The sequence below is a fragment of the Cryobacterium flavum genome (assembly GCF_900103805.1).
GTDB lineage: Bacteria > Actinomycetota > Actinomycetes > Actinomycetales > Microbacteriaceae > Cryobacterium > Cryobacterium flavum.
Genome location: NZ_FNIB01000003.1, coordinates 178,071 through 201,377 on the forward strand (window position 1 = coordinate 178,071; position 23,307 = coordinate 201,377).

19 protein-coding genes are annotated in these 23,307 nt (G+C 66.4%); 10 read left to right on the forward strand and 9 right to left on the reverse strand.

Translation table 11 applies throughout. The features are described from left to right. Positions 1-202: 202 nt before the first annotated feature. Positions 203-751 carry a DUF1003 domain-containing protein gene (locus BLS91_RS05145; RefSeq protein ID WP_338061547.1) on the forward strand — a complete coding sequence of 183 codons (549 nt, stop codon included), beginning with the start codon at positions 203-205 and terminating at the stop codon, positions 749-751. 11 nt (positions 752-762) lie between these two features. Here the strand turns inward: BLS91_RS05145 and BLS91_RS05150 are convergent, their stop codons facing one another. Together BLS91_RS05150 and BLS91_RS05155 are read right to left on the reverse strand one after the other, a co-directional pair. After that, positions 763-1,263 (reverse strand): GNAT family N-acetyltransferase, encoded by a 501-nt coding sequence (locus BLS91_RS05150; RefSeq protein WP_092339662.1) that lies wholly within the window; start codon positions 1,261-1,263, stop codon positions 763-765. Positions 1,264-1,289: 26 nt separating this feature from the next. Then, positions 1,290-2,234 carry an ornithine cyclodeaminase family protein gene (locus BLS91_RS05155; protein WP_198412840.1) on the reverse strand — a complete coding sequence of 315 codons (945 nt, stop codon included), beginning with the start codon at positions 2,232-2,234 and terminating at the stop codon, positions 1,290-1,292. A gap of 100 nt (positions 2,235-2,334) precedes the next feature. On the opposite strand from BLS91_RS05155, the gene BLS91_RS05160 reads away from it, so the two are divergent. From BLS91_RS05160 to pflA, 3 genes are all read left to right on the forward strand, one after another. Further along, on the forward strand, positions 2,335-4,056 hold the full coding sequence (locus tag BLS91_RS05160; protein WP_092339664.1) for an AMP-binding protein: 1,722 nt from the start codon (positions 2,335-2,337) through the stop codon (positions 4,054-4,056). A gap of 70 nt (positions 4,057-4,126) precedes the next feature. Then, positions 4,127-6,394, forward strand: a complete 2,268-nt coding sequence (pflB, locus tag BLS91_RS05165; protein ID WP_092339665.1) for a formate C-acetyltransferase — start codon at positions 4,127-4,129, stop codon at positions 6,392-6,394. Positions 6,395-6,545: 151 nt separating this feature from the next. Next, positions 6,546-7,358, forward strand: coding sequence for a pyruvate formate-lyase-activating protein (gene pflA, locus BLS91_RS05170; protein WP_233197544.1), 813 nt, complete (start codon positions 6,546-6,548; stop codon positions 7,356-7,358). A gap of 9 nt (positions 7,359-7,367) precedes the next feature. On the opposite strand, the gene BLS91_RS05175 is transcribed toward pflA, so the two are convergent. Continuing rightward, a complete protein-coding gene (locus tag BLS91_RS05175; RefSeq protein ID WP_139165809.1) occupies positions 7,368-8,219 on the reverse strand; it encodes a TIGR00645 family protein in 852 nt (283 codons plus the stop codon). Positions 8,220-8,262: 43 nt separating this feature from the next. After that, positions 8,263-8,976, reverse strand: a complete 714-nt coding sequence (locus BLS91_RS05180; protein ID WP_092339667.1) for an AfsR/SARP family transcriptional regulator — start codon at positions 8,974-8,976, stop codon at positions 8,263-8,265. A gap of 286 nt (positions 8,977-9,262) precedes the next feature. Here BLS91_RS05180 and BLS91_RS05185 point away from each other — a divergent pair, with 286 nt between their 5' ends. Further along, complete coding sequence (locus BLS91_RS05185) at positions 9,263-10,114, forward strand: caspase family protein (RefSeq protein WP_092339668.1); 852 nt, start codon at positions 9,263-9,265, stop codon at positions 10,112-10,114. Between the two features lie 3 nt (positions 10,115-10,117). On the opposite strand, the gene BLS91_RS19870 is transcribed toward BLS91_RS05185, so the two are convergent. Further along, complete coding sequence (locus BLS91_RS19870; RefSeq protein WP_158253350.1) at positions 10,118-10,558, reverse strand: hypothetical protein; 441 nt, start codon at positions 10,556-10,558, stop codon at positions 10,118-10,120. 1 nt (position 10,559) lies between these two features. On the opposite strand from BLS91_RS19870, the gene BLS91_RS05190 reads away from it, so the two are divergent. Together BLS91_RS05190 and BLS91_RS05195 are read left to right on the forward strand one after the other, a co-directional pair. Next, positions 10,560-12,857: a caspase family protein gene (locus BLS91_RS05190; RefSeq protein WP_159433826.1), complete on the forward strand. Its 2,298-nt coding sequence runs from the start codon at positions 10,560-10,562 to the stop codon at positions 12,855-12,857. A 244-nt stretch (positions 12,858-13,101) separates the two neighbouring features. Beyond that, the gene (locus BLS91_RS05195) at positions 13,102-14,775 is read left to right on the forward strand and encodes a flotillin family protein (RefSeq protein ID WP_159433827.1); all 1,674 of its coding nucleotides are present in this window, start codon (positions 13,102-13,104) and stop codon (positions 14,773-14,775) included. Positions 14,776-14,917: 142 nt separating this feature from the next. Here BLS91_RS05195 and BLS91_RS05200 read toward each other — a convergent pair whose 3' ends face one another. From BLS91_RS05200 to BLS91_RS19875, 3 genes are all read right to left on the reverse strand, one after another. Beyond that, a complete protein-coding gene (locus BLS91_RS05200) occupies positions 14,918-15,559 on the reverse strand; it encodes a PKD domain-containing protein (protein WP_092339671.1) in 642 nt (213 codons plus the stop codon). A 215-nt stretch (positions 15,560-15,774) separates the two neighbouring features. Beyond that, on the reverse strand, positions 15,775-16,281 hold the full coding sequence (locus BLS91_RS05205; RefSeq protein ID WP_092339672.1) for a hypothetical protein: 507 nt from the start codon (positions 16,279-16,281) through the stop codon (positions 15,775-15,777). 170 nt (positions 16,282-16,451) lie between these two features. Beyond that, positions 16,452-17,204 carry a TetR/AcrR family transcriptional regulator gene (locus BLS91_RS19875; protein WP_159433828.1) on the reverse strand — a complete coding sequence of 251 codons (753 nt, stop codon included), beginning with the start codon at positions 17,202-17,204 and terminating at the stop codon, positions 16,452-16,454. A gap of 117 nt (positions 17,205-17,321) precedes the next feature. Here BLS91_RS19875 and BLS91_RS19880 point away from each other — a divergent pair, with 117 nt between their 5' ends. After that, a complete protein-coding gene (locus BLS91_RS19880; protein ID WP_159433829.1) occupies positions 17,322-18,176 on the forward strand; it encodes an ATP-binding cassette domain-containing protein in 855 nt (284 codons plus the stop codon). 12 nt (positions 18,177-18,188) lie between these two features. Beyond that, positions 18,189-20,282 carry a YhgE/Pip domain-containing protein gene (locus BLS91_RS05220; RefSeq protein WP_241983195.1) on the forward strand — a complete coding sequence of 698 codons (2,094 nt, stop codon included), beginning with the start codon at positions 18,189-18,191 and terminating at the stop codon, positions 20,280-20,282. Here the strand turns inward: BLS91_RS05220 and BLS91_RS05225 are convergent. After that, complete coding sequence (locus tag BLS91_RS05225) at positions 20,279-20,842, reverse strand: carboxylate-amine ligase (protein WP_092339676.1); 564 nt, start codon at positions 20,840-20,842, stop codon at positions 20,279-20,281. The two genes, BLS91_RS05220 and BLS91_RS05225, sit on opposite strands and share 4 nt — an antisense overlap. A gap of 166 nt (positions 20,843-21,008) precedes the next feature. On the opposite strand from BLS91_RS05225, the gene BLS91_RS05230 reads away from it, so the two are divergent. Next, entirely contained in the window at positions 21,009-23,285 is a 2,277-nt protein-coding gene (locus tag BLS91_RS05230) for a transglycosylase domain-containing protein (RefSeq protein WP_134505350.1), read from the forward strand. Positions 23,286-23,307 lie beyond the last annotated feature (22 nt).

Below are 23,307 nucleotides of genomic sequence, written 5' to 3' on the forward strand. Positions count from 1 at the left end.
GAACTTCTAGACAAAGTATGTATACAGAGCAGTTCGTCTGTCCCCGTTTCGACGGACTCTATCGCAGAAGACTCAAGGCGAGCCCGAATGGTGTTCTCAACGAGAAGGATTTGTGTATACAGAGATTTGTTGCGGGCTGTGCATTCGCTGCCGTGTCAGCCCCCACGAGAGCGCTTGAAGCCCGCAGACATACACTGTGCCCATGAATACTGTGTCAACAAATGCCGCGCCCGGCACCCCCGGGCCGGCCGCGGCCGAGCCGAGTCTTGCCTCGGCGCCGCCCCTTGCACCGAAGACCGCGAGTGCCCGCCGCGGACTCACCGTCACCTGGCACCAGCAGCACAAGAAATCCCTGACCACGGGGGAGCGGGCCGCCGACACCATGCGCAACTCCATGGGCAGCTGGCGGTTCGTCGGCGGCTTCGTGCTGTTCATGATCCTCTGGGCCGTGGCGAATTCGTTCGCGTCCGGCTGGGATCCGTACCCGTTCATTCTGCTCAATCTGTTCCTGAGCATGCTCGCCGGTCTGCAGGGCGCGATTCTGCTCATCTCGGCCAAGCGGCAGGATGCGATCGCCGCGGCGCTGGCCCAGCACGACTTCGATACGAACATCGCGGCCAAGACCGACATCGAAGCGCTGCTGGAGATCAACAATCGTCAGCTCGCCATGATCGGCGATCTGCAGGCTATTCTCGAACGCCTCGACCTGCCGACCCGATCGGCCGGGCCGACGCCCGCGACGAACGACTAGCCGTCTTCAGCCTAAACGGACGCCGCCAGCAGGCTCACGACAACGGTGTCGCCCTTTGTCGACAGCTGGCCGACCTCCACAAAGCCGAGCCGGTCGTGGAAGGCGAGGGAGCCCGGGTTCCGCGGCTCCAGGTTGACCTCGCAGAGCACTTCGGCGAGCTCCAAACGGCGGGCAGCGCGGAAGATGGCGTCGTAAAGCACCTGGCCGAGGCCCTGCCCGCGATACCCGTCGGCCACGACGATGCGGTCGACGTAGAGAAAATCACTGGACCGGGCGGAGAACCAGCGGTAGTTCTCGCTCTGGTACTCCGCTCCGGCGACGAACAGAATGGCGAAGCCGAGCACCGTGCCGACATTATCGTCGTCGACAACGGCGACCGCGAGGTGGCTGTGCAGCGCCAGCGAAGCCAGCGCCTCGGCATCCAGCTCATTGACCGCGGGAACGGCCTCATTGTTGAGCGCGAGCAGGCGCGGCAGATCGGCGGGCACGAAGGAACGAATGGAGAAGGTCACCCCTAACGATAAGCCGTGTCTCTACTTCACAGCTCGCCGGCCCGATGCACCGCCGTCGCGATGACCAGGTCTTCCCAAGACATTCCCGTGCTCTTGAAGATGCGTGGCCGACCCAGATCTACGGCGATCGCACCGATCACCAGTTCACGCAGCGGCACGAGGTCTCCCGGCCGGACCACACCCTCGGCCAGGGCCATGATCACATCACCGGCCTCGCGCAGCGCCGTCGCCGGGTCTTCGACCACAACCTGGGCGCGGGAGAGGAGCGCGGAGTCGAGCTCGCGGGCATCCGCTTCGTGCGAACCGACCGCGACAACGCAGCAGTCGTCGGGCACCAGCGACCCATCGAACAGGGGAGTGCGGGCGGTCGTGGCGCACACGATGAGCTGCGCCGTCGCGACGTCGGCCGCGATGCCGACCCGGGCCGGCAGCCCGGTCGCGCTCACCCGAGCTGCGAACAGCTCGGCACGGGCCTGGTCGCGGGCCACGATAGTGATTCGATTGATCGAGCGGATGGCCCACATCGCCTCGATGTGGCCCCAGGCCTGCGGCCCCGATCCGAACACGACCAGGTGTTCCACGGTAGCCGGAGCCAGGTAATCGCCGGCGGCGGCCGACACGGCCGGGGTGCGCAGGGTCGTGATCGCGGCGCCATCGAGCAGGCAGACCGGGGTCAGCGTCGCGGCATCGAGCAGCAGGTAGACGCCCTGGATGCGCTCGACGCCGAGCGCCGGGTTACCCGGAGCGACCGAGGCCACCTTGATACCGACGAAATCCGGCGCCTCGGTGGGCATGAGCAGCAGGTGGCCGCTTGCGACCGGCAGCACCTGCCGGGCGAAATCCTGTGCCGGGTCGAGCCCGCCGAGGAGCGCGTTCTGCACCGCCCGAACAGCGGCGCGGTAGTCGACCCGCGCGAATATCTCGTTGGCCGTTATCATGGCGGGCAGGACGGGCGCGTTTTCAGATGTCATCCCTCGCAGACTATCGGCCCGGTGCGGTCCGACCTTGAGCACTGCCAGAATGGATTGTCGCCGTTTCACTCTGGCGACTCGTTCGAGGAGACAACGGCGTATGACTCACCAAGTGAGCACGAACACCAACACGAGCACCGGCAACTACCGCGCGGCCCGCGACCAGCTTCTGGCCCTGCGCGACGATCACGCCCGCGCCGCGCAGGAATTTGAATGGCCCGACGTGGGAGACCACTTCAACTGGGCCACCGACTGGTTCGATGTGCTCGCCCGCGGCAACGACAAGATAGCGCTGTGGATCGTCGAAGAAGACGGTAGCGAGCAGAAGTTCACGTTCGACGAGATGGCTCACCGGTCAGACCAGGTTGCCACGTGGCTCAGCCATCAGGGCGTGCGGCGCGGCGACCACGTCATGCTCATGCTTGGCAACCAGCGCGAAATCTGGGAGGCCATGCTCGCCATCATGAAGGTCGGCGCCGTCATCATGCCCACGAGCGCCGTGCTCGCCTCGCACGACCTGAGCGACCGGGTGCAGCGCGGCGGCGTCACTCACGTCATCGCCAACTCGTCCGACACGGCCAAATTCGATGACGTTCCCGGCGACTACGGACGCATCGGCGTCGGTGCCCCGCAACCCGGCTGGGCCGATTTCGCCGATGCCTACAGTGTCACGCCCGAGCCCATCGAGACGGTCGTGGCATCCGCTGACCCCTCGCTGATCTACTTCACCTCCGGCACGACCAGCAAACCCAAGATGGTGCTGCACTCGCAGACCTCCTACCCGGTCGGCCACCTGTCCACCATGTACTGGCTGGGCCTCCGCCCCGGCGACGTGCACCTCGCCATCAGCTCGCCCGGCTGGGGCAAACACGCCTGGAGCTGCTTCTTCGCCCCGTGGATCGCCGAAGCCACCGTGTTCGTCTACAACTACTCCAAGTTCGATCCCAACGCCCTCATTGCGCAGCTGCATCGCGCCAGGGTCAGCACCTTCTGTGCGCCGCCCACGGTCTGGCGCATGCTCATCCAAACGGATGTTGGCGCCCGCCCCGCCGCCCTCCGGGAACTGCTCTCGGCCGGTGAACCACTGAACCCCGAGGTCATCCGGCAGATTGACAACGGCTGGAAACTGACGATCCGCGACGGATTCGGCCAGACCGAGACCACCGCCATCGTCGGAAACGGGCCCGGATCCGTGCTGAAAGCCGGGTCGATGGGGCTGCCCCTGCCCGGCGTCTCGATCAAACTGCTCGACCCCATCACCGAGCTGCCCGCCGACGAGGGCGAGATCTGCCTCGACCTCTCGCAGAGCCCGGTCAACCTCATGAGCGGCTACCACGGCGAACCCGACCTCACCGCGCACGCCATTCGCGGCGGCTTCTTTCACACCGGCGATGTCGCCAACGTGGATGCCGACGGCTACCTCACCTTCATCGGCCGCACCGACGACGTGTTCAAATCGAGCGACTACAAGGTGTCACCGTTCGAGGTGGAGAGCGTGCTGCTCGAACACCCCGCAGTTGCCGAAGCCGCCGTCGTTCCCGCGCCCGACTCCACCCGGCTGAACATTCCCAAGGCCTACATCCACCTCGCCCCGGGCTGGGAACCGAACGCCGAGACCGCCGAAGCCGTACTTCGACACGCCCGCACCGGCCTGCCCGCCTACATGCGGGTGCGCCGGGTGGAATTCTTCGAGCTGCCCAAGACCATCTCTGGCAAGATTCGCCGGGTCGAGCTGCGCGAGCGCGAAGACGATGCGGCCGCCGCCGGCACCCGGCTGCCCGACGAATGGCGCGACGACCAGTTTCCGGGGCTGAAAGGGTAAGCATCCGCTGACGGAAAAGTCGGGACTTACGGCCCGAGACAGCCGCCGGCCCCGTCGCTAGCGTGGAGGTATGACCCTCCTTGACTGCCCGCGTTCCGCCGCTCCCAGCATCGATGATGGTTGGGCCGGTTTCACCGCCGGACCCTGGCAGCACGGAATTGACGTGCGCGATTTCATTCAGCGCAACTACACGCCGTTCACCGAAGACGCGAGCTTTCTGACCGGGGCGACCGAGCGCACCCTGGGCCTGTGGGCTCGCCTGTCGGCGATGTTTCCCCGGGAGCGGGCGCTCGGCGTCTACGACGTCGACCCGACGACCCCGGCATCGATCACCGCGCACGCACCCGGCTACATCGACCGACCGAACGAGATCATTGTCGGATTACAAACGGATGCCCCGCTCAAGCGCGCCATCATGCCGTTTGGCGGCTGGCGCATGGTCGCGACGAGCCTCGAGACCTACGGCTACCCGGTCTCGCCCGAGCTGGAAACGATCTTCACCAAGTACCGCAAGACCCACAACGACGGCGTGTTCGACGTGTATCCGCCGGCCGTCAAGCGGGCCAGGCACAGTCACCTCATCACGGGGCTGCCGGACGCCTACGGTCGCGGCCGCATTATCGGAGACTACCGCCGCGTCGCGCTCTACGGCGTGACCGCGCTGATCGCGGCGAAGAAGATCGAACGCGCGACGCTGGACGAGCAGCCGAGCACGGAAGAGATCATCCGCGCAAGGGAGGAGAACGCCGAGCAGGTGCGGGCCCTGAAAGAACTCGTTCAGATGGCCGCCAGTTACGGGTTCGACATTGCCCGGCCGGCACGAACGGCGACCGAAGCGGTGCAGTGGCTGTACTTTGCCTACCTCGGCGCGGTCAAGGAGCAGAACGGTGCCGCCATGTCGTTCGGCCGCAACAGCGCCTTCCTCGACGCCTACCTCGAGCGTGACCTTCAGGCCGGAGTGTTGACCGAGAGCCAGGCGCAGGAACTCATTGACGACCTCGTGATCAAGCTGCGTATCGTGCGATTTCTGCGCACCCCGGAATACGACCAGCTGTTCTCCGGCGACCCCACCTGGGTCACCGAGTCGCTCGGTGGCATCGGCCTCGACGGGCGCACCCTCGTGGTGAAGACCGCGTTCCGGTTTCTGCAGACCCTGTACAACCTGGGCCCGGCGCCGGAGCCGAACCTCACGGTGCTGTGGAGCGACGCTCTGCCCGAGGGATTCAAGCGCTTCTGCGCGCAGGTCTCCATCGACACCTCGGCCATTCAGTACGAGTCGGACGACATCATTCGTGAGGCCTGGGGCGACGACGCCGCCATCGCCTGCTGTGTCTCGCCGATGGGGGTCGGCAAGCAAATGCAATTCTTCGGCGCCAGGGTCAACGTCGTCAAGGCGCTGCTCTACGCCATCAACGGCGGTCGCGACGAACTGACCGGCGAGCAGATCGCGCCGGTCACCGCCCCGCTGGCCGGGGACGTGCTCGACTATGACACCGTCTGGGCCGCCTACCTCGCGAGCCTCGAATGGCTCGCCGAGACCTACGTCGACGCGCTCAACTGCATCCACTACATGCACGACAAGTACGCCTATGAACGGCTCGAGATGGCCCTGCACGACGGCACGATTCTGCGCACGATGGCCTGCGGCATCGCCGGCCTCAGCGTCGCCGCAGACTCCCTCGCCGCGATCAAGTACGCCACCGTGCGTCCGGTGCGCGACGACACCGGCCTCGTCGTGGACTACGCGATCGACGGCGAGTACCCCTCGTTCGGCAACGATGACGACCGGGTCGACGAGATCGCGGTCACCATCGTCGAGACTTTTATGGCCATGATTCGCAAGCACCCCACCTACCGGAACGCCGTACATACCCAGTCGGTGCTCACCATCACCTCGAACGTGGTCTACGGCAAGAAGACCGGAAACACGCCCGACGGACGCCGCGGCGGAGCGCCCTTCGCTCCCGGAGCCAACCCGATGAACGGCCGCGACACACACGGCATGCTCGCCTCGGCCCTGAGCGTGGCAAAACTGCCCTATTCCGAAGCGCAAGACGGCATCTCCCTGACCAACACGGTCGTGCCGACCGGTCTCGGCCACACGCCCGAGGAGCAGATCACCAACCTCGTCGGCCTGATCGACGCCTACACGCTCGCGAGCGGGTATCACCTCAACATCAATGTGCTCAACCGCGAAACCCTTGAAGACGCCATGCTGCATCCCGAAAACTACCCGCAGCTGACCATCAGGGTGTCGGGCTACGCCGTGAACTTCGTGCGCCTCACCCGCGAGCAGCAGCTCGACGTAATCAGCCGCACCTTCCACACGAGCGTCTGACGTCGTGGGTGCCGCGGTCAATGTCGGTCCACACCGCCTGGGTGTGCCGGTAAAGAGAACCTCAGACGGGCCGTCGCGAGCGGATGCCGTGAGCCGGGCCGTGCGCGCAGCATCCGTGGCCCGCGCCTCCACCACTGCTGACCTGCACCAGTTGGACCTCGCCCACACCGCCACCCGCGCGACGGGCGCTCCGGCGACCAAGAAGCACCACGAGAATCTGGCCGCGATCCGCGACGGTCGGGTGGCGAGCGTGCACTCCTGGGAACTCGTCACGGCCGTCGACGGGCCGGGCACCCGGCTGACCTACTTTCTCTCCGGCTGCCTGCTGCGCTGCCAGTACTGCCACAACCCGGACACCTGGAAGAAGCACGACGGCGTGATCACGCCGATTGAGGATGTGCTCACCCGTATCCGTCGCTACCTCGGTGTGTTCGCGGCGACCGGAGGCGGTCTGACGCTGTCCGGCGGGGAGCCGCTCATGCAACCGGCATTCGTCGCACGGGTGTTCGCCGAGTGCCATGAGCTCGGCGTGCACACGACCCTCGACACCTCGGGGTATCTCGGCACAAGCGCGTCGGACGAGTTGCTCGATCACACCGACCTCGTACTGCTCGACGTGAAGTCCGGCCTGCCCGACACCTACCGTGAAGTGACCGGGCGAGAGTTGGCACCGACCATCGCGTTCGGCGACCGGCTGAGCGCGCGCGGCACCAATGTCTGGGTTCGGTTCGTGCTCGTTCCCGGGCTGACCGACGCGATCGACAACGTTGACGCCGTCGCCGAGATCGTGGCCCGCTGGCCCAACGTCTCCAGGGTCGAGGTGCTGCCATTCCACCAGATGGGCGAGGACAAGTGGAACCGCCTGGCCATCCCGTATCCGCTGCACGGCGTGCAACCGCCGGACGCCGCCCTGCAGGAGCGGGTGCGCGGCCAGTTTCGCGCCCACGGCCTCATGACCTTCTGAATCAGCCTCCTAGTAGCGGGCGAGCAACTCCGTCTTTTTGGCGAGGAATTCGGCATCCGTTACAACGCCGGCGTCGCGGAGCTGACCCAGCTGGGTCAGGTGCAGGGCGATTCCGGTGGATGCCGCGGGCGCGAGTTCGCGCCGGATGGGTGCGGCAGTCAGAGCCGTGATCGGCCCGGGGGCGACGGTGGGCCCGTGCACCGGTGACGGCGCAAACGCCGGAGCAGCATGCCCGGCCTGCGACATTCGGTCGATCCAAGCCAGGGCGATGGCGGAGAGAATGAACACCATGTGGATGATGACCTGCCAGAGCACGCCGTCCCAGGTGTAGACGTTGCCGGTGATGGTCTCGGTGGGGTTCGAATCCACCGGCGTGCCGCGCGCGGCCAGATCGCCGACCTCGATGAACGTCTTGAGCAGATGAATCGACGAGATCCCCACGATGGCCATAGCGAGTTTCACCTTGAGCACGTTCGCGTTGACGTGCGACAGCCATTCCGGCTGGTCGGGGTGACCCTCTAAGCGGATGCGCGAGACGAACGTTTCGTAGCCGCCGATGATGACCATGATCAGCAGGTTCGCGATCATCACGACGTCGATCAGGCCGAGCACGGAGAGCATGATCGCGGCTTCTTCAACGTGGATGCCGCCGTCGTTACTCGGAACGGTCAGTGACGTCCAGACGTCACCACCGAGGTTGATGAGCTCAACCATGAACACGATCACGTAAATGATCTGCGCGATGATCAGGCCGATATAGAGGGGTGCCTGCAGCCAGCGGCTGAAGAAGATCATGAGCCCGACGCTGCGTACCCAGCGGGACTGGGGGCGGAAGGGGCGGGGGAGGGCTGTTTCAGTCACCGGTCGATCATAAGTTGGCCCCGAGTGAGAACCTCCTGTGAGCTCAGCTGGTTTTCATCGCCCGCACCAGCAGGCGGGAGTCGGCGATCGCAGGTTCCAGCCCGAGCAGCTCGGCGAAATGGGCCGACGGTTCGACTCCGAGTTCCCGCCCCAGGTGGGCCCGAAAACTGCGGTACACCCACACCGCCGAGGCGTAGTTGTCTTCGGCGATGTGGCAGCGTACGAGCAGGTGCTGGGCGCTTTCCCGCAGCGGGGCGACAAGCGCCGCTGCCCGTGCCGCTCCCAGGGCGCGGTTGAAACTGCTGGCGACCAGGTAACAGCGGGCCAGGGCTTCCAGCGCATCGACCCGCTGGTTCAGCAGGTGATCCTGCTGGTCGATCACCCATTCCTCGTACCAGCCCGGCAGCAGGTTGGCTTCCTGCAGCAAATCGATCGATTCGGGCGTCACCGATCGTGCGCCGTTCAGGGTGACCTCGGTGATCAATTCCCGTACCTCGCGCAGGTCAACGCGCACCGCGGCGTCGAGTTGCGGAGGATCAGTCGCGCTCAAGAGTCGGGGCAGTTCATGCGAGATGCGAAAGACGCTCGCCCGCAGGTTTCCGGCCGACTGACGCTCGGGGCTGTCGGGCCAGAGCAAGGCGGCCAGCACGGGTCGCGGTTGGGGGTGCAGCAGGGCGAGGGCAGCGAGCAGCCGCTTCTGACGTGCACCGACCTCGACCGGAAGGCCGTTGTAGCGCAACTGCCAGTGGCCCAGCACGTGAAGATCCTAGCCGGGTGTCGCCGAAAATCCCATGAGTGCTCGATCCGCGAAAGAATACACAGCGGACCCGCAACGAGACAGCGGGTGCTGCTACCGCCCAGAATGGCCAGCACCGGCTCGGTTGTCAATGCCGATACCCCCAAAACGGATGCTTTCGCACCCGCGAGCGCGGCGCCCGAGTAACTCGCCGGTAACGCCCCTGCGGCTACCCTCGGTTCGCGCGGAGTGTGCAGCTGGCACCCGCGGCATCCGCTTGTGTTGGCTCTGTCAGATTTGGACCATCATGACTCAATTCGCTCTCTGCGTGGGAATCAACAAGTTCGAGAATCTGCCGATGGCGAGCTGGCTGAACGGCTGCGTGAACGACGCCAACGATGTCAGGGAGCTGCTCGCCTCGGGTTTCGGATTCGCCGACGCGAGCATCACCGTGCTGACCGACCAGGCAGCGACCAAGGACGCTGCGTTCGGCGCGATGACCGAGGCGCTGGACCGGGCGAACGCGCCGGGGGAGCACCTCGATCACATCGTTTTCACCATGTCGAGCCACGGCACGCAGCTGCCCGACACGAGCGGCGACGAAGCCGACCAGGTCGACGAAGCCTTCGCCACCTACGACCTGCGGCAGAACGGTGCCGCGTGGGACCCGGGCTCTCTCATCGTCGACGATGAACTGCACGACCTGTTTGCCCGGCTGCCAAAGGGGGTGCTGGTCGATGTGATCCTCGACACCTGTCACAGCGGCAGCAGGCTGGGCGCCATGGACCTCGTGCCCACGGTCGACGACCGGCGCCCGCGCTTCGTGCCGCCGCCGACACCGCTCGGTCGGGACGGCGCCGAAGCCGAGGGCGCCGACACCCGTACCCTGCGGGACCTGGTTCGCACCTCCAAGGCCGCGGCCAAACCGGTGTTGTTCGCCGCCTGCCGCGCCGACCAGACCGCCGCCGACGCCAACTTCGACGGCCGGTACAACGGCGCGTTCACGCACTTTCTGCTGGACGCGCTGCAGTCCGGTTCGAGCCGTGGTGAGGTGATCAAACAGGTCAACGCGAAGCTGCGGGCGCGCAAGTTCGCGCAGCGTGCGCAGCTGGAGGCATCCGCTTTGGGAAAGTCGACGGCGTGGGGCACGGCGTTCTGAACCTCAGGGATGAAAGGTCGGCCGACGGTCGGCCGAGACCTCGGAGGGCGGCGCGGCGATTTTTCGCGGGCTGGGCTGCGGCGGTACAGGCGGGGCGGCGGCATTCGCTGGGCGAGTGGCGAGCTGCGCGGCGGCGAGCTTGGCGCGCTGGCGGTCGGGATCGAGAATCGGTTTGAGGGCGGCGAAGCTGAGGCGCCCGCCCTCGTCGAACCGCAGTTGCCCGCCGCCGCGAATGAACACCGGTGCCCGGGTAGCGAGCCCCAGGCTGCGGGCTTCAGCGGCGCTCAGCCGAAACTCCTGGGTGAAGGTGGCGCCGATCTCCGACACGACGAAACCGTCGGGGCCGACGCGCAGGGTGGGGCGCACCCGTTCGACCGCGATCGGCCGGGTCGGATCGATTCTCGCCGCCGCGAGCAGTGTGGGGTTCTCCCAGAGAAACCGCACGATGTCCTCCGGATCGGAAGCCAGCGCGGCCAGCCGAAAACTACGGCCGCACGTCGTCAACCTCAGCGGCGGCACATTCTCGTCGACCGGGGCGTTCACAACGACCAAGAAAGACGTCGACGCCATCTTCGCCACCCACCTGCCGGCCTTTGTGGCCGAGCATGGCGGCGTCGTTCCCGTGGTGTTCTACGCGCACGGCGGGCTCGTCGATGAGCAATCCGGGCTGCGCATCGCGGCCACCCAGGTGGACTGGTGGAAATCGAACGGCGTCTACCCGATTCACTTCGTCTGGGAGACCAGCCTCGCCGGGGCCATCACGAGCGCGGTCGGAGACTGGGCGCAGGGTCGCCGCGGCTGGCTCGACGATGCAAAGGACCGGGTACTCGAACTGGCGGCCCGATTCGGGCAGGGCCAGGCGATCTGGGGGCAGATGAAGCGTTCGGCCGAGGCGGCCCCGGCCGGTGACGGCGGCGCCCGCTACGTGGCCGAAGCGCTTGGCGCGTACTGCGCAGCGCATCCCGACACGATCACCGTGCACGCCGTCGGGCACAGCGCCGGGTCGATCTTTCACTCCTTCTTTCTGCCGACGGCGTTGAAAGCCGGGGTGCCGGCCATCGAAACGCTCAGCCTGCTCGCGCCGGCCGTGCGCACCGACGTCTTCGAGAAGCAGATCGTGCCCCTGGTCGGCCACGGCGTGGAATCCCTCGCCATGTTCACCATGACCGAGAAACTCGAACGCGACGACACCTGCCTCGGCGCCTACGGAAAGTCCCTGCTCTACCTCGTGCGGGCGTCGTTCGAACCCGAGGAGTTTTCGCCCATCCTTAGACTCGAGGAATGCCTGCGCGCCGACCCCGTGCTGGCTGGGCTGTTCGGGCTGTCCGGCGCGAGCGGGTCGCCCGGGGTCGGTGGGGCGGCCGATATCATCTGGTCGAAGACGCCAAGCGGCCCGCTCACCAGCCGCAGCACCTCGACCAGTCACGGCGGTTTCGACAACGACATTCCCACTATGGACAGCGTCGCCCGCCGGGTCACCGGCAGCTCGCGCATCCAGTCGTTCCCAGCCACTCGGGATCTCGGCGACGAACTTTGGCCTATGGCAGGCCCGGCAGCGCCCCGACCGGTCGGCACTCACCAGGCGCTCTGTGTGGGCATCAACGCCTATCCGGGCGGGGATGCCCTCTACGGCTGCGTAGCCGATGCCGAGGCCTGGGCTGCGCAATTCAGCATCGCCGGGTTCGCGGTGCGCACCCTGCTCGACGCGGAGGCGACCCGGCAGAACATTCTGCTCGGGCTGCTCGACCTGGTCGCCAGTAGCGTCGCCGGCGACGTGCTGGTCTTTCAATACGCCGGCCACGGCACCTACGTCGACGATCTCGACGGCGACGAGTCCGAGGCCGGCAACGAGGAGACGAAGTACGACGAAGCGCTCTGCCCGATCGACTTTCGCGACGGCAACCTGATCATCGATGACGACCTGGGCGAGATCTTCGACCAGCTGCCCGACGGCGTCAGCCTCACGGCCTTCTTCGATTCCTGCCACTCCGGTGATGGTCAGCGCCGGTTGCAGCTGCAGCCGGCCGATGTGGCCGACCTGAGTGCGGCATCCGCTCCCCACGGGCGGCGGGCGCGGTTCATCATCCCCGATGAGCAGACGAGCAGGAACTATCGGGCCAAGCGCGGCGCGCCCGCTCGGGCCGGCAAGCGGGCGCTGACCCGGGAAGTGCTGTTCAGTGCGTGCAAGCCCACCGAGGTCGCGTATGAAACTGGCGGGCACGGGAACTTCACCGTTGCGGCCAGCCTGCTCGTGGTTCCGAGCGCGAATCGCCTGACCAACGCCGAATTCCTGGCCAAGGTGCGGGAAGCATTCTCCAGCCAGCCGAGGCAGAACCCCGATTTCAATGGTCCGCGGGCGGCGAAGTCGCGGGTGTTTTTGGGGGCTCTGGTTGGCGGTGCTGGTTCGGTATCTGTTGCCGGTGCTAACAGTGCTGGTTCGGCGCGGGCGGGGTCGCCGCCGGTGCGGGCTCGGGTTCGGGCTTTGGGTCCCGCAACGATTCCGGGCGCTATTTCGGCTCTGCTTGACGCGGCCGCCGGCGTGGGAACCGGGGTCGGAGCCGGGGTCGGCGCGGGCGGGATTGGCGCGGGCGGGGTCGGCGCGGGCGGGATCTACCCGCTCGCGGCATCCGCTGGCCCGGCAGGAATGGCGGGCAGCGCCGACTCGTGCGAAACGGATGCCGCCGCTCGCGCCCTCGCGGCTGCCGCGTTCCTGCGCACTGCTGCGGACTTCATCGACGGGTAGGCCAGGGGGATTCGGGGGCGTCGCCGGGGTCGTGGCGTAGCTCCCGCGGCGCCGTGAACTGGGCGCGCGCGGGCGCCGTGAAACGGCGATTGGCAGGCCGAAATGGGCACAACGGCAGACTCGGATTGTCGACATCTTTCGCATCCGGTGCCGTGGCCTGCGAGACTGGATGCACAGCTCGGCGCCGAGGTCGCTCGACCGGATCGCCGAAACGATGTATGCGCTTGCGCCTCGGAAGGACTCCATGCTCGATTTTCTGTTCAGCCCGATCCCCGGGATCATTTTCACGATCATTGTGGTTCTGCTCATCGGCCTGATCTACGCCAAGACCATCTACAAGAATGCCGGGCCCGACGAAGCCCTCATTATCACCGGCAAGAAGAGCCGCAAGACCATCGTCGATGGTGCCACGCTCGAGGAATCCGGCCAGCGCGTCGTGCACGGACAGGGTGTGTTCATCACCCCGTTCTTCCAGAAGGCGTTCAAGATCAGCCTGCGCAGCCGGGCGATTGAGATCACTGCCGTGGCGCAGGATCGCAACGGCATCACGCTCTCGGTTGAAGCCGTCGCCATCGTCAAGGTCGGCGACGACCCGGCAGCGATCCGCGCCGCCGCCCAGCGGTTCCTCGGGCAGGACAAGAACATCGACGGCTTCGCGCAGGAGGTACTGAGCGGTTCGCTGCGATCCTCGATCGGCGCGACCGACGTGATGACCGTCATTCAGAAGCGCGACGAGCTCGGCACGTCCGTGCTTGCCACCGCGCGTGAGTCGCTCGCCAACCAGGGCCTCGACGTTGACTCCTTCGAGATCAAGGGTATTACCGACGAGAACGACTACATTCGCGACATCGGTCGTGCAGAGCAGGCCAAGGTTCGCCGCCAGGCCGAGGTTGCCGAGCACGTCGCCAACCGAGAGTCGCAGGAAGCCCTGATCACCGCCGAGCAGGCCATCGCAGAAGCGCAGAACACGCTCGCCCTGCGCAAGGCCGCCCTGCAGCTCGACACCGATAAGGCCTCCGCTGAGGCCGCCGCATCCAAGCCTCTCGCCGAGGCCAAGGCACAGCAGGCCATCGTGCAAGAGCAGGAGCTCACCGCTCAACGTCGCGCCAGCCTGCGCAAGGCCGAGCTGGAATCCGAGGTCAACGCCATTGCCGACGCTGACGCCTACCGAATTCGGGTGACCGCGATCGCGGCCGCCGAGGCATCCGTCGCCAAGGCCACCGCCGATCGCGACAGCCGTGTCGCCAACGCCGACGCCACCCGCGCGGAGGGCCAGGCCGAGGCCGACGCCATCCTCGCCCGGGGTACCGCAGAGGCAACGGCCACCCGGCTCTCCGCCGAGGCCGTCGCCCAGCAGTCCGAGGCGCTCATCCAGCTGCGTCTGGTCGAAATGCTCCCGCAGATCGCACACGAGCTCGCCGCTCCGATGGGGAACATCGACCAGCTCACCGTAATTTCAACGGATGGTGCCAGCCAACTCTCCAAGAACGTCGCGTCGGGCTTCAGCGAGGTCGACGCCGTGCTCGGCTCCACCATGGGAATCGGCATCAAAGACCTCCTCGGTGGGCTGCTCGGCGGAACGGCGGGAGCCGCTTTGCGGAACGCTGCGCCCGCGCACAGTGGCGCATCCGCTTCGCCTGCTGCTGCTACGTCGGTGCGTTCCACAGGGGCCGGCGCCGCGTCGCCCTCGGGGGCAACCTCGCCTTCAACAGCAGCGCCTTCAGCAGAGTCGTCACCGTCGGTTGGTGCCTCGGCGGCGACCGGCGCCGCAGCTGCACGGTCGGCAGCGGAAGCATCCGTTTCTGATTCGATCAACAGCGTCGACTTCGACGCAGTCGCCGACGAAGCCGCGGCAGCAATCGCCCGCGCTGCGGCAGCCCGGCTGCCGAAAAAAGCCGCGGACCGCCTGCTGCCGTAGGCAACGTGGCCCGCGGCCCCGGTTCGAGTCGAACCCGCAGACGGCGGGCGGGCTCGCCAATCGCGGCACTCCTTGCCGACGAGGGCACTCTTGGGTAGGGGTGCCCTGATCTGTAAGGGGTGCCGCCACGCGGGCCGGAGCGTCAGCAGCCGGGACCATGGGAGTTGGCGTTGCAGTCTTCAGCCACGAGCACGGTGGATTCCTTCGCCGCGACGACGGTGAACGGAGCTGACGGCACGGAGACGATTCCCTCGACGGGTCGCCAGCCCTGGTCGCCGAAGCTGTAGTCGGCTCGGTAGTCGACGGTGAGGGTGGTTGTGTAGGTGCCCTTGGCGGTGTATTTGTGGCTTGTGGGAGTGGTGGAGAATTCGGCCAGGCCGAGGTCGGCCCAGCTGGCTCCGCCGGTGGGGCTCGATGCGGCGCTGCCGTCGCCGTAGTTCCAGCGGTACCCGATCGGTGTGAACATGACCTGCGCTGGTTCGCCGAGGAGTAGTCCTTCGCCGATTTGAGCGGATGCTTCGGCCCAGAAATTCGCGGCCAGCCCGACGATGGCCCAGCCATTGGGTTCCATGCCCGTTGGGGCAGCGGGCGCGGGGAAGTTCTGCAGGTCGGTGACCGTGACGATGGTGGCGGCGGAGCAGATGGCGCAGGGCGTTGTGGGGGCGGCGATAGTGGGTTGCCACTCGGGGTGCCGCGAGAGTAGTGGCAAGTCGCCCGTGCCGCACAGCGACCACTCCTGCTCCGAGGTCAGTTTGCCCTGTGGGTGGGCGCAAATCTCGGCCACGGTTGGGCCGGTACCAGCCCGACCGCTGGCGGACCCACCCGTTCCGCCGCCAGAACTTCCGCCGTACCCGGCCGATAAGTCCACGCCTGGACCGACTACGTCAGCCCGCGGTGGGCAGACGAAAAGTGCACCTTCCAATCCGACACATGATTGTTCTTTGAATCCGGCCATTGCGCTTTGGTTGGGGATGGCGATGGCTGTCGCAAGAGCCACGATCAGCAGAAGTTTGAACCGGACCATGAGTCTGATTTCTCGACGAGGAGTCGGTCGGAGGCGGAATCACGCAGCAGAGAAACTTGAATCGGGTAGCGACCGGGGCGGCCAGGTGGGACGACAGTAAGACCAGTGGCGTCAACGACATCAGTGCCAGAGACATCAAGGCAAACGTAGGCGACTACTTCGCCTGATTCCAGGTCGGCGCTTTGGATAGACAGTGAGTCGAACGCGAGGTTGCCAATGAGGTGGAGACCGCCTGACGACAACGTTTTGTAGATTCCAAGTTCTGACTCGAGAACTTTCCCGACTGCAAAATCGGAAATTCTCTCGGGATCTGCTCCGCCTTCGTGGGCGATCGTGTTGGACATCGACTGATATTCGCCGAAGGCGGCGGTCGCGGCCGCCAGCGCCTCGTCGTTCGACGCGAAGACCGGGGGAGTCACGGTGGGCTCGGGACTAGCCACGGCGACCGGCGTTGCCGGGACGGGCGGGGCGGGAGCGGCCATGCATCCGCTTAGGAAAACAACGGAGACAGACAGCACGAGAGCGTTGAGCACAGCAGTGTGGATCGGGCGGCGGCGCGACGGATTTCGCATGGGGCCACAGTAGACCGGATTGCTACAATCCCGTTTAAGTTCTCCACAGGCTGGTGGCGGGGCTCAAATTGCGCTAAAAACTATCGCAGAGTCCCCACCAGAAGCCCCTCAATCATGCGGGACTGCACCTCGTTCGTGAAGTAGTCCGGGTCGAGAATGCGCTCGAGCGCCAGGATATTGGTAGCCGACATAACGAGGGGAGCGAGCACGTCCACCCGGTGGGTAGCCGGGTCGATGCCGAATTGGTCGGCGCGTTCCAGGATCACCGCGCCGAGGGCGAGGCGCACGCTCCGCCGACTCTGGCGATAGAGATCCGCGGCCTGGGGGTTGCGGGCCGAATGAACGGCCAGTTCCATGAGCAGCAGGTGCCAGGGGCCGTCTTCGACCAGGGTCTCGGCCAGACGGCGGGCGATGCGGGCGAGCGCCGCGTCGTCGAGCCGTATCTCGTCGCCGAGAATGGTCGCGAGCCGCCCGCTGAGCAGGGTAGCCAGGCGCTCATTCAGGATCGATCCGAATAGGGCTTGCTTGGAGCCGAAATTGGAGTACACGGCGCCCTTGGTGTACCCGGCCCGCGTCGCCACGTCGTCGAGTTTGGTTCCGAGGTAGCCGGATTCGAAGAATTGCTCGGTCGCCGCCCGCAGAATATCCGCACGTACGTCGGTGCGCAGGGGTCGTTTGCGAGCCGGTGGCGGGGCGTCGCGCGCGAGGGCTGGTGCGAGATTGGGCGACGTTTCGGGTGCCAACGCGGAGTCGGCCGCGAGAACGCGCGAGGTGCCACGAGCGTGAGCCGTTCCTGATGCCATCTCGGGTGTCGTGCCTGGCGTCTCGTCCATGAGTGCCTTTCGGATTGCTGTTGACAAGCGGATACTTTGGGTATTGGATACTCTCGGTATTGAAAATACTACGGTGGCATTGCGCCCCGCACAACCCAACGTTGGATGGAACTCTGCATGACCCTCGACTCCGCTTCGACCCCCGCTTTCGACTCGACTGAAATCGCCCTCGCCATCCGAGCGAGCAACTTCACGATTCGAAACGGTGGCCAGACCGTGATCGGCGCCACTAACCTCGTTATTCCGGTCGGTGCACTCTTCGTCGTGTCGGGCCGGTTCGCCTCGGGCAAGACAACACTGCTGCTCGCTCTTGCCGGCCGCCTGCGTGGGTTCGCCGGAACGGCGACCGTGTTCGGACATCCGCTGCGCCAGAGCGGCGGGCAGGTGCGGCACCTGTCGGCCCTCGCCGAGACGCCGATCGTAAACCGCCTCGACGACGATCTCACGGTTGAGCGCCAGATCGCGGCTGCTCTCGTGCTCCGTCAACCGTGGTGGAAACCGCTGGTCAGCCACAAAACGGTGGCACTCTGCTTGGTTCGGGTGAACGCGCTGCTGCGTCAGGTCGATGCGCGGGCCGGCGAAATCCTTGAGCAACGTCATGCCGGCCTGCCGCGACTGACCGGCACCGATCGCATCGTCGACCTGCAACCGCTCGATCGTGCGGTGCTCGGCGTCGTCCTGGCCCTGATCGGCCGGCCACGCCTGCTGATCGTCGATGACGTCGACACCCTGCGCGACACGGATGACCGCGCCCGCGCCTGGGCCGCACTGCTCGTTCTGCGCATGGCGGGCTGGCACGATCTCACGATCGCGGCGAGCGGGCAGGACCCCAAGGAGCTCGTCGAGATCCTCGAACGCGTCGGCGCCGACGTCCACCCCGCGCCAGCCCGCCCGGTGTACCTGCTCGACCTGGATTCCGCCGACCGCACCCTCACAGCCCGCACCCTGATTGCGTCCACCCGGAAGGCCTGAACCGTGGCCAAGATGTTTTCACTGCCCAGCATCGAGCTGTCCCGGTTTCGGTCTTCCCGCTTGGCCATCGTGGCGCTGCTCATGATCGCCGCCGTTCCCGCCATCTATGGCGGCGTCTACCTCTCGGCCAACTGGAACACGAGCGGCAACATCGGCGAACTACACGCCGTCATCGTCAACAACGACGTGGCCGCGAACGTCACCGGCACGGACGGCCGCGAGCAGACCATTGACGCCGGCGCCGGCCTGGTCGACTCCCTCGTGGGCAGCGACAGTGCTGGCTTCACCTGGAGCAGTGCCACCAGCGAAGCGGATGCCCGCAGCTCGCTCGCCGATAACCAGAATTTCGCCGTGCTCGTCGTTCCCGCCGATTTCTCGAGCACCCTGGCCTCGACCGCTGCAAACCCCGGCGCGGTGAACCCCGCCGCCACGACGACCGGCACCGCAGCATCCGTTTTCGCCCCCGAGCAGGCCCGCCTGCGCGTGTACACCGACGACGCTTCGAACTTCATCGTGGGGCAGGTCACGAAATCGGTCACCGCCGCGATACGCACCGAGCTGTCGACGTCCATCTCGGCGACCTACCTGGACAACGTCTACCTGGGGTTCACGAGTGTGCACGACAGCCTCGCTCAGGCCGCCAACGGCGCACTCACCCTCAGCGACGGCGCCACGAGCGCGAGCGACGGGTCGGCGCAACTCGTGATCGGCCTCGGAACCCTCTCCGACGGCGCCGCCACGCTCGCGAGCGGGGTGTCCCAAGTGGATGCCGGCACCCACACCCTCGCCACCGGCGCGAGCACCCTGGCCACCGGGTCGTCGAGTGTGGCGAACGGTGCGGCGGAGGTCGCGAGCGGTTCGGCAGCGCTCGCGACGGGCGCGGCCACCCTCGACGCGAGCGTGAGCACACTGCCGACCGCCACGGCCCGGCTGGCGGCGGGTACCCAAACCGTTTCCACGACTCTCGGCACGATCGCCGCGCTCACGGCTGCGCACCCTGACTGGACCCTGACCCAGCTGAACGCGGCCCTCGCCACCGGCGGCGGATCGATCGCGGATCTCGCGGCGGGCGCCGCGACCGTCGTAGCCGGGGCCAACATCCTGAACCAGAGCGCGACACCACTCGTCGCCGGCATCGGCACGCTCGCCGACGGCGCCGCGACCCTCGCCACGGGAGCGTCGAGCGTCTCGGCCGGAGCCCAATCCGTCTCAACCGGCGCGGCATCGCTCTCCGCGGGTGCTGCCTCGCTCGCCACCGGTGCCGACAGCGCTGCGGCCGGCGCCAGCACGCTGGCCACCGGCGCGACGACCGCCAGCACCGGCGCGAGCACCCTCGCCGACGGCCTCGGCCAGCTCGCGACCGGTGCCGACAGTCTGAGCACCTCGCTGCAGTCGGGCGTGACGCAGGTGCCGAGCTACACGTCCGCGCAGGCCAGCGAACTCGCCGCGGTGACTTCCGAACCAGTTGCCGCGGAGCATGTGCGCGAGAATGCCGTCGGATTCTATGGCGAGGGCATCGCGGCGTACTTCATTCCGCTCGCGCTCTGGGTCGGCGGAATCGGCATGTACTTCCTGTTCCGTCCGCTGTCGCCGCAGGCCGTCGCATCCACTGCCCGGCCGGTGCGGGTGGCGCTGACCGGCCTCGCCCCTGGGCTGCTGTTTGGATTGCTGCAGGCCGGACTTCTGCTCGCCGTGCTGCACTTTCTGGTGGGGCTGGAAGCCGCCAATTTCGCGGCCCTCGCCGCCTTCACGGTGATTGTCGCGCTCGTGTTCACGGCCATTCACCACAGCCTGATCGCCCTGCTCGGCGGGCGCGGTCGGCTGGTGGCCTTGTTACTGCTGATTCTGCAGTTGGCCTCGGCCGGAGGCACCTACCCGGTTCAGACGTCGCCCGGCTTCTTCCAGTGGATCAGCCCGGCCTTGCCGATGACCTACGCGGTCGACGGCGTGCGGCGACTCATCGCCGAGGGCTTCACGAGCGCGATTCTGGTTGACCTTCTCGCCCTGATCGCTTTCGGAATCGGAGCGTTCGCCGTTTCGGTCTTCGCCAGTCGTTCGATGAAGATCTGGTCGATCGCCAAGCTGCACCCGTCGCTGAAGATCTAGTCGTGCGCGGTCAGCGCCTGCCTGAGCAGGGCGGCCAGCGCCGGCTGCCCGCCGCTTCTCATGGCGGCCCGCTGGCGTTCGGCTCCGGTCCCGAGTCGCCGCGCCCGCGCCAGCAGCCCCACAATTCGCTCGCGATTGCCCACCTCGTCAATCGCATCGCCGGCATAGCGCAGCAGCTCGTCCGTCACGATCAGCGCACTCTCCAGGGTTCCGATCGTGGACCACCGGCGCATGTGCACGCTCCGCCAGCTGGAGAAGCCGGTATCGGCTCCGTGCCAGAACGGCGAATTCACGGCCAGCGCGAGCAGCGTCGGCAGCCAAACGCGCACCCGGTTGAGCGCCTGCACCCCGGCATCACGGCTGGGAATGCCCACGTGCACGTGAAGCCCGTTGATGAGGTGATCCGGCACCAACCCCCGAAATTCGGTCTCGACGGTGTGGTAGCGCTCCACATCGGTTACCTCAGGCCAGCCCTCGGTCTGGAACGGCGCGCCCACGCCGGCCGCGAGCACCCCGCGGGCCACGGCAGCGCGCGCCAGCCGTGATCGAAAGGCGAGCAGGTCAGCGGATACTACTCACAAACCGGTATCAAGCCGATACATTCTCAGATCGGCCAGCCGGTCACATTCGAGCCCACAGGTGACTAACATGACAATTAATTGGCAACCGATGTGCAGGCGTTGGCTCTCGCACTGATCGACTCAGTTGGGGGTAAACGTGGTGCAAGTGACCGAGGTTCCAGCCGGCGCGGCCCAATCGTGGCGGCGTTCTCTGCACGGCGTTCTCGGCGGGATGCTCGGATTCGTCGCGATGAGCGCGGTGGCCGGCATTCTGGTCACCGTGTCGGTAACCCCTGTCGTTGCGCTCTCGGGTATGGCTGCCACCAATACCATTTCGGTGTTCGAGAATCTGCCCGGCTACATCAACATCGAGCCCCTCTCGCAGAAGAGCGACATTTTTGCGACCCGCAGTGACGGAACCTTCGAACTGCTCGCCTCGTTCTACGATCAGAATCGCATCGAGGTGGGGTGGGATGCGATCAGCCAGTTTGCGAAGGATGCCGCGGTGTCGGGAGAAGACCCACGCTTCTACGAGCACGGCGGGGTCGATTTGCAGGGCACCCTGCGGGCCACGGCAACGACGGTGGCAGGGGGAGACACCCAGGGCGGGTCATCCATTACTCAGCAGTACGTTAAGAACGTGCTGGTGCAGAAGTGCGAGGTGATCACCGACAAGCGCGCGCACGATGCCTGCTACACCGCGGCGACCGAGACCACGCCCGACCGCAAGCTCAAAGAGATGCGGCTCGCCATCGGGGTCGAGAAGAAGTACAGCAAGCACGACATCCTGCAGCAGTATTTCAACATCACCGGCTTCGGTGGCACCGTCTATGGCATCGAAGCCGCCGCCAACTATTACTTCAACAGCACCGCGGCCAACCTCACCCTGCCGCAGGCGGCCAGCCTGGTGGCGATCGTGAACAACCCGGTCAAGTTCCAGCTCGACAAGCCGGCCAGCGAGACCAATGGGGCCGCCAACGGTTACGCCGCGAACAAGCAGCGCCGCGACTACATTCTGCGTGAGATGCTGCGCCACAAAAAGATCGCCAAGGCCGACTACGAAGCGGCCCTGGCGGCACCGGTCGAACCCGTGATCACCGAACCCAGCACCGGCTGCCAGACCGCCGCAGCCAACGCGTTCTTCTGCGACTATGTGACCAAGATTCTGCAGACCGATCCCACCTTCGGCGCCGACGCTGCCACCCGCATGCTCAACTTTCGCCGAGGCGGCTATGACGTCTACACGACCCTCGACCTCGACGTGCAGGGCGCGGCCGTGACGACCATGAATCAGCAGGTTCCCAAGGTCTACGCCGGCGGGGACGTGGGCGCGGTGATCACGAGCGTGCAGGTCGGCACCGGCCGGGTGCTGGCCATGACCCAGAACAAGGACTACAGCCAGGACCCCACGGTGCAGGCGACCGGTGCCAACTACACCGGAATCAACTACGCCACGGACTTCGCCGAGGGCGGTTCGAGCGGATTCCAGCCGGGGTCGACCTATAAGGTCTTCACCCTGGCCGAATGGCTCAAAGAAGGGCACTCGCTCAACGAACGCGTGGACTCCCGGCGCAAGTCCAACTGGGGCACCTTTCAAGACAGCTGCCTCGGGCCCCAGAATTACGACAAGGAGAAACCACCCTTCAACCCGCGCAACGACGCCAACGAATCCGGTGCCAACTACAGTGCGCTGCAAGCCACCGTCGGCTCAATCAACACCGGCTTCATCGGCATGGCGAAGCGGCTCGACCTCTGCGGTATCCGCAAAACTGCGGAGGCGTTCGGTGTGCACCGGGCCGACGGTAACCCGCTGTCGCAGTCCGCAGCAACCGTGATCGGAACCAATGAGGTTGCGCCGCTGACCATGGCCGTCGCCTTCGCCGGCATCGCCAATAAGGGCGTCACCTGTTCGCCGATCGCCATCGACCGTATCGTCGACCGCGGCGGCGTGGAGGTCGCGGTGCCGCCGTCGGTCTGCACGCAATCGGTGGATTCGACGGTCGCCGCCGGCATGGCCTACGCCATGCACCGGGTGATGACGAGCGGCACCGGACAACAATCCAACTCGAATACGAAACCGAATGTACCGATGATCGGCAAGACCGGAACAACGGATGGCGCCAAGGATACCTGGATGAGCGGCGCAAGCACCAAGGTGGCCACGGTAGTCGCCGTGGTGAGTGTGACGGGATCACTCAGCCAGCGGCGGCAGTTCTTTGGGCGTGACCAGATCGCGACGGCGCGGCACCGCATGTGGCCGGTCGTGATGTCGGTCGTCAACGCCAAGTACGGCGGTGATGCCTTCGACGAACTCGCCCCCAAGTACATTCCACCGCCCGTGGTCGTGGCGCCACCGGTCGTGGCGCCACCGGTCGTGGCGCCGGTGGCTCCGCCGGCCGCACCCGCCCCGCCGGAGACGGCTCCGGCGCCGCCGGGCCAGTAGCGCCCGGCCAGCGGTGCCGGCC

Bases quoted from the DNA above. Each gene is read 5' to 3' on its own strand.
- BLS91_RS19880 (WP_159433829.1), top strand. From the start codon at position 17,322: ATGACCCTCGACTCCGCTTCGACCCCCGCTTTCGACTCGACTGAAATC.
- BLS91_RS05160 (WP_092339664.1), top strand. From the start codon at position 2,335: ATGACTCACCAAGTGAGCACGAACACCAACACGAGCACCGGCAACTAC.
- BLS91_RS05220 (WP_241983195.1), top strand. From the start codon at position 18,189: ATGTTTTCACTGCCCAGCATCGAGCTGTCCCGGTTTCGGTCTTCCCGC.
- pflB (WP_092339665.1), top strand. From the start codon at position 4,127: ATGACCCTCCTTGACTGCCCGCGTTCCGCCGCTCCCAGCATCGATGAT.
- BLS91_RS19875 (WP_159433828.1), bottom strand. From the start codon at position 17,204: ATGGACGAGACGCCAGGCACGACACCCGAGATGGCATCAGGAACGGCT.
- BLS91_RS05190 (WP_159433826.1), top strand. From the start codon at position 10,560: ATGTCCTCCGGATCGGAAGCCAGCGCGGCCAGCCGAAAACTACGGCCG.
- BLS91_RS05185 (WP_092339668.1), top strand. From the start codon at position 9,263: ATGACTCAATTCGCTCTCTGCGTGGGAATCAACAAGTTCGAGAATCTG.
- BLS91_RS05195 (WP_159433827.1), top strand. From the start codon at position 13,102: ATGCTCGATTTTCTGTTCAGCCCGATCCCCGGGATCATTTTCACGATC.
- BLS91_RS05145 (WP_338061547.1), top strand. From the start codon at position 203: ATGAATACTGTGTCAACAAATGCCGCGCCCGGCACCCCCGGGCCGGCC.
- BLS91_RS05205 (WP_092339672.1), bottom strand. From the start codon at position 16,281: ATGGCCGCTCCCGCCCCGCCCGTCCCGGCAACGCCGGTCGCCGTGGCT.
- BLS91_RS05155 (WP_198412840.1), bottom strand. From the start codon at position 2,234: ATGACATCTGAAAACGCGCCCGTCCTGCCCGCCATGATAACGGCCAAC.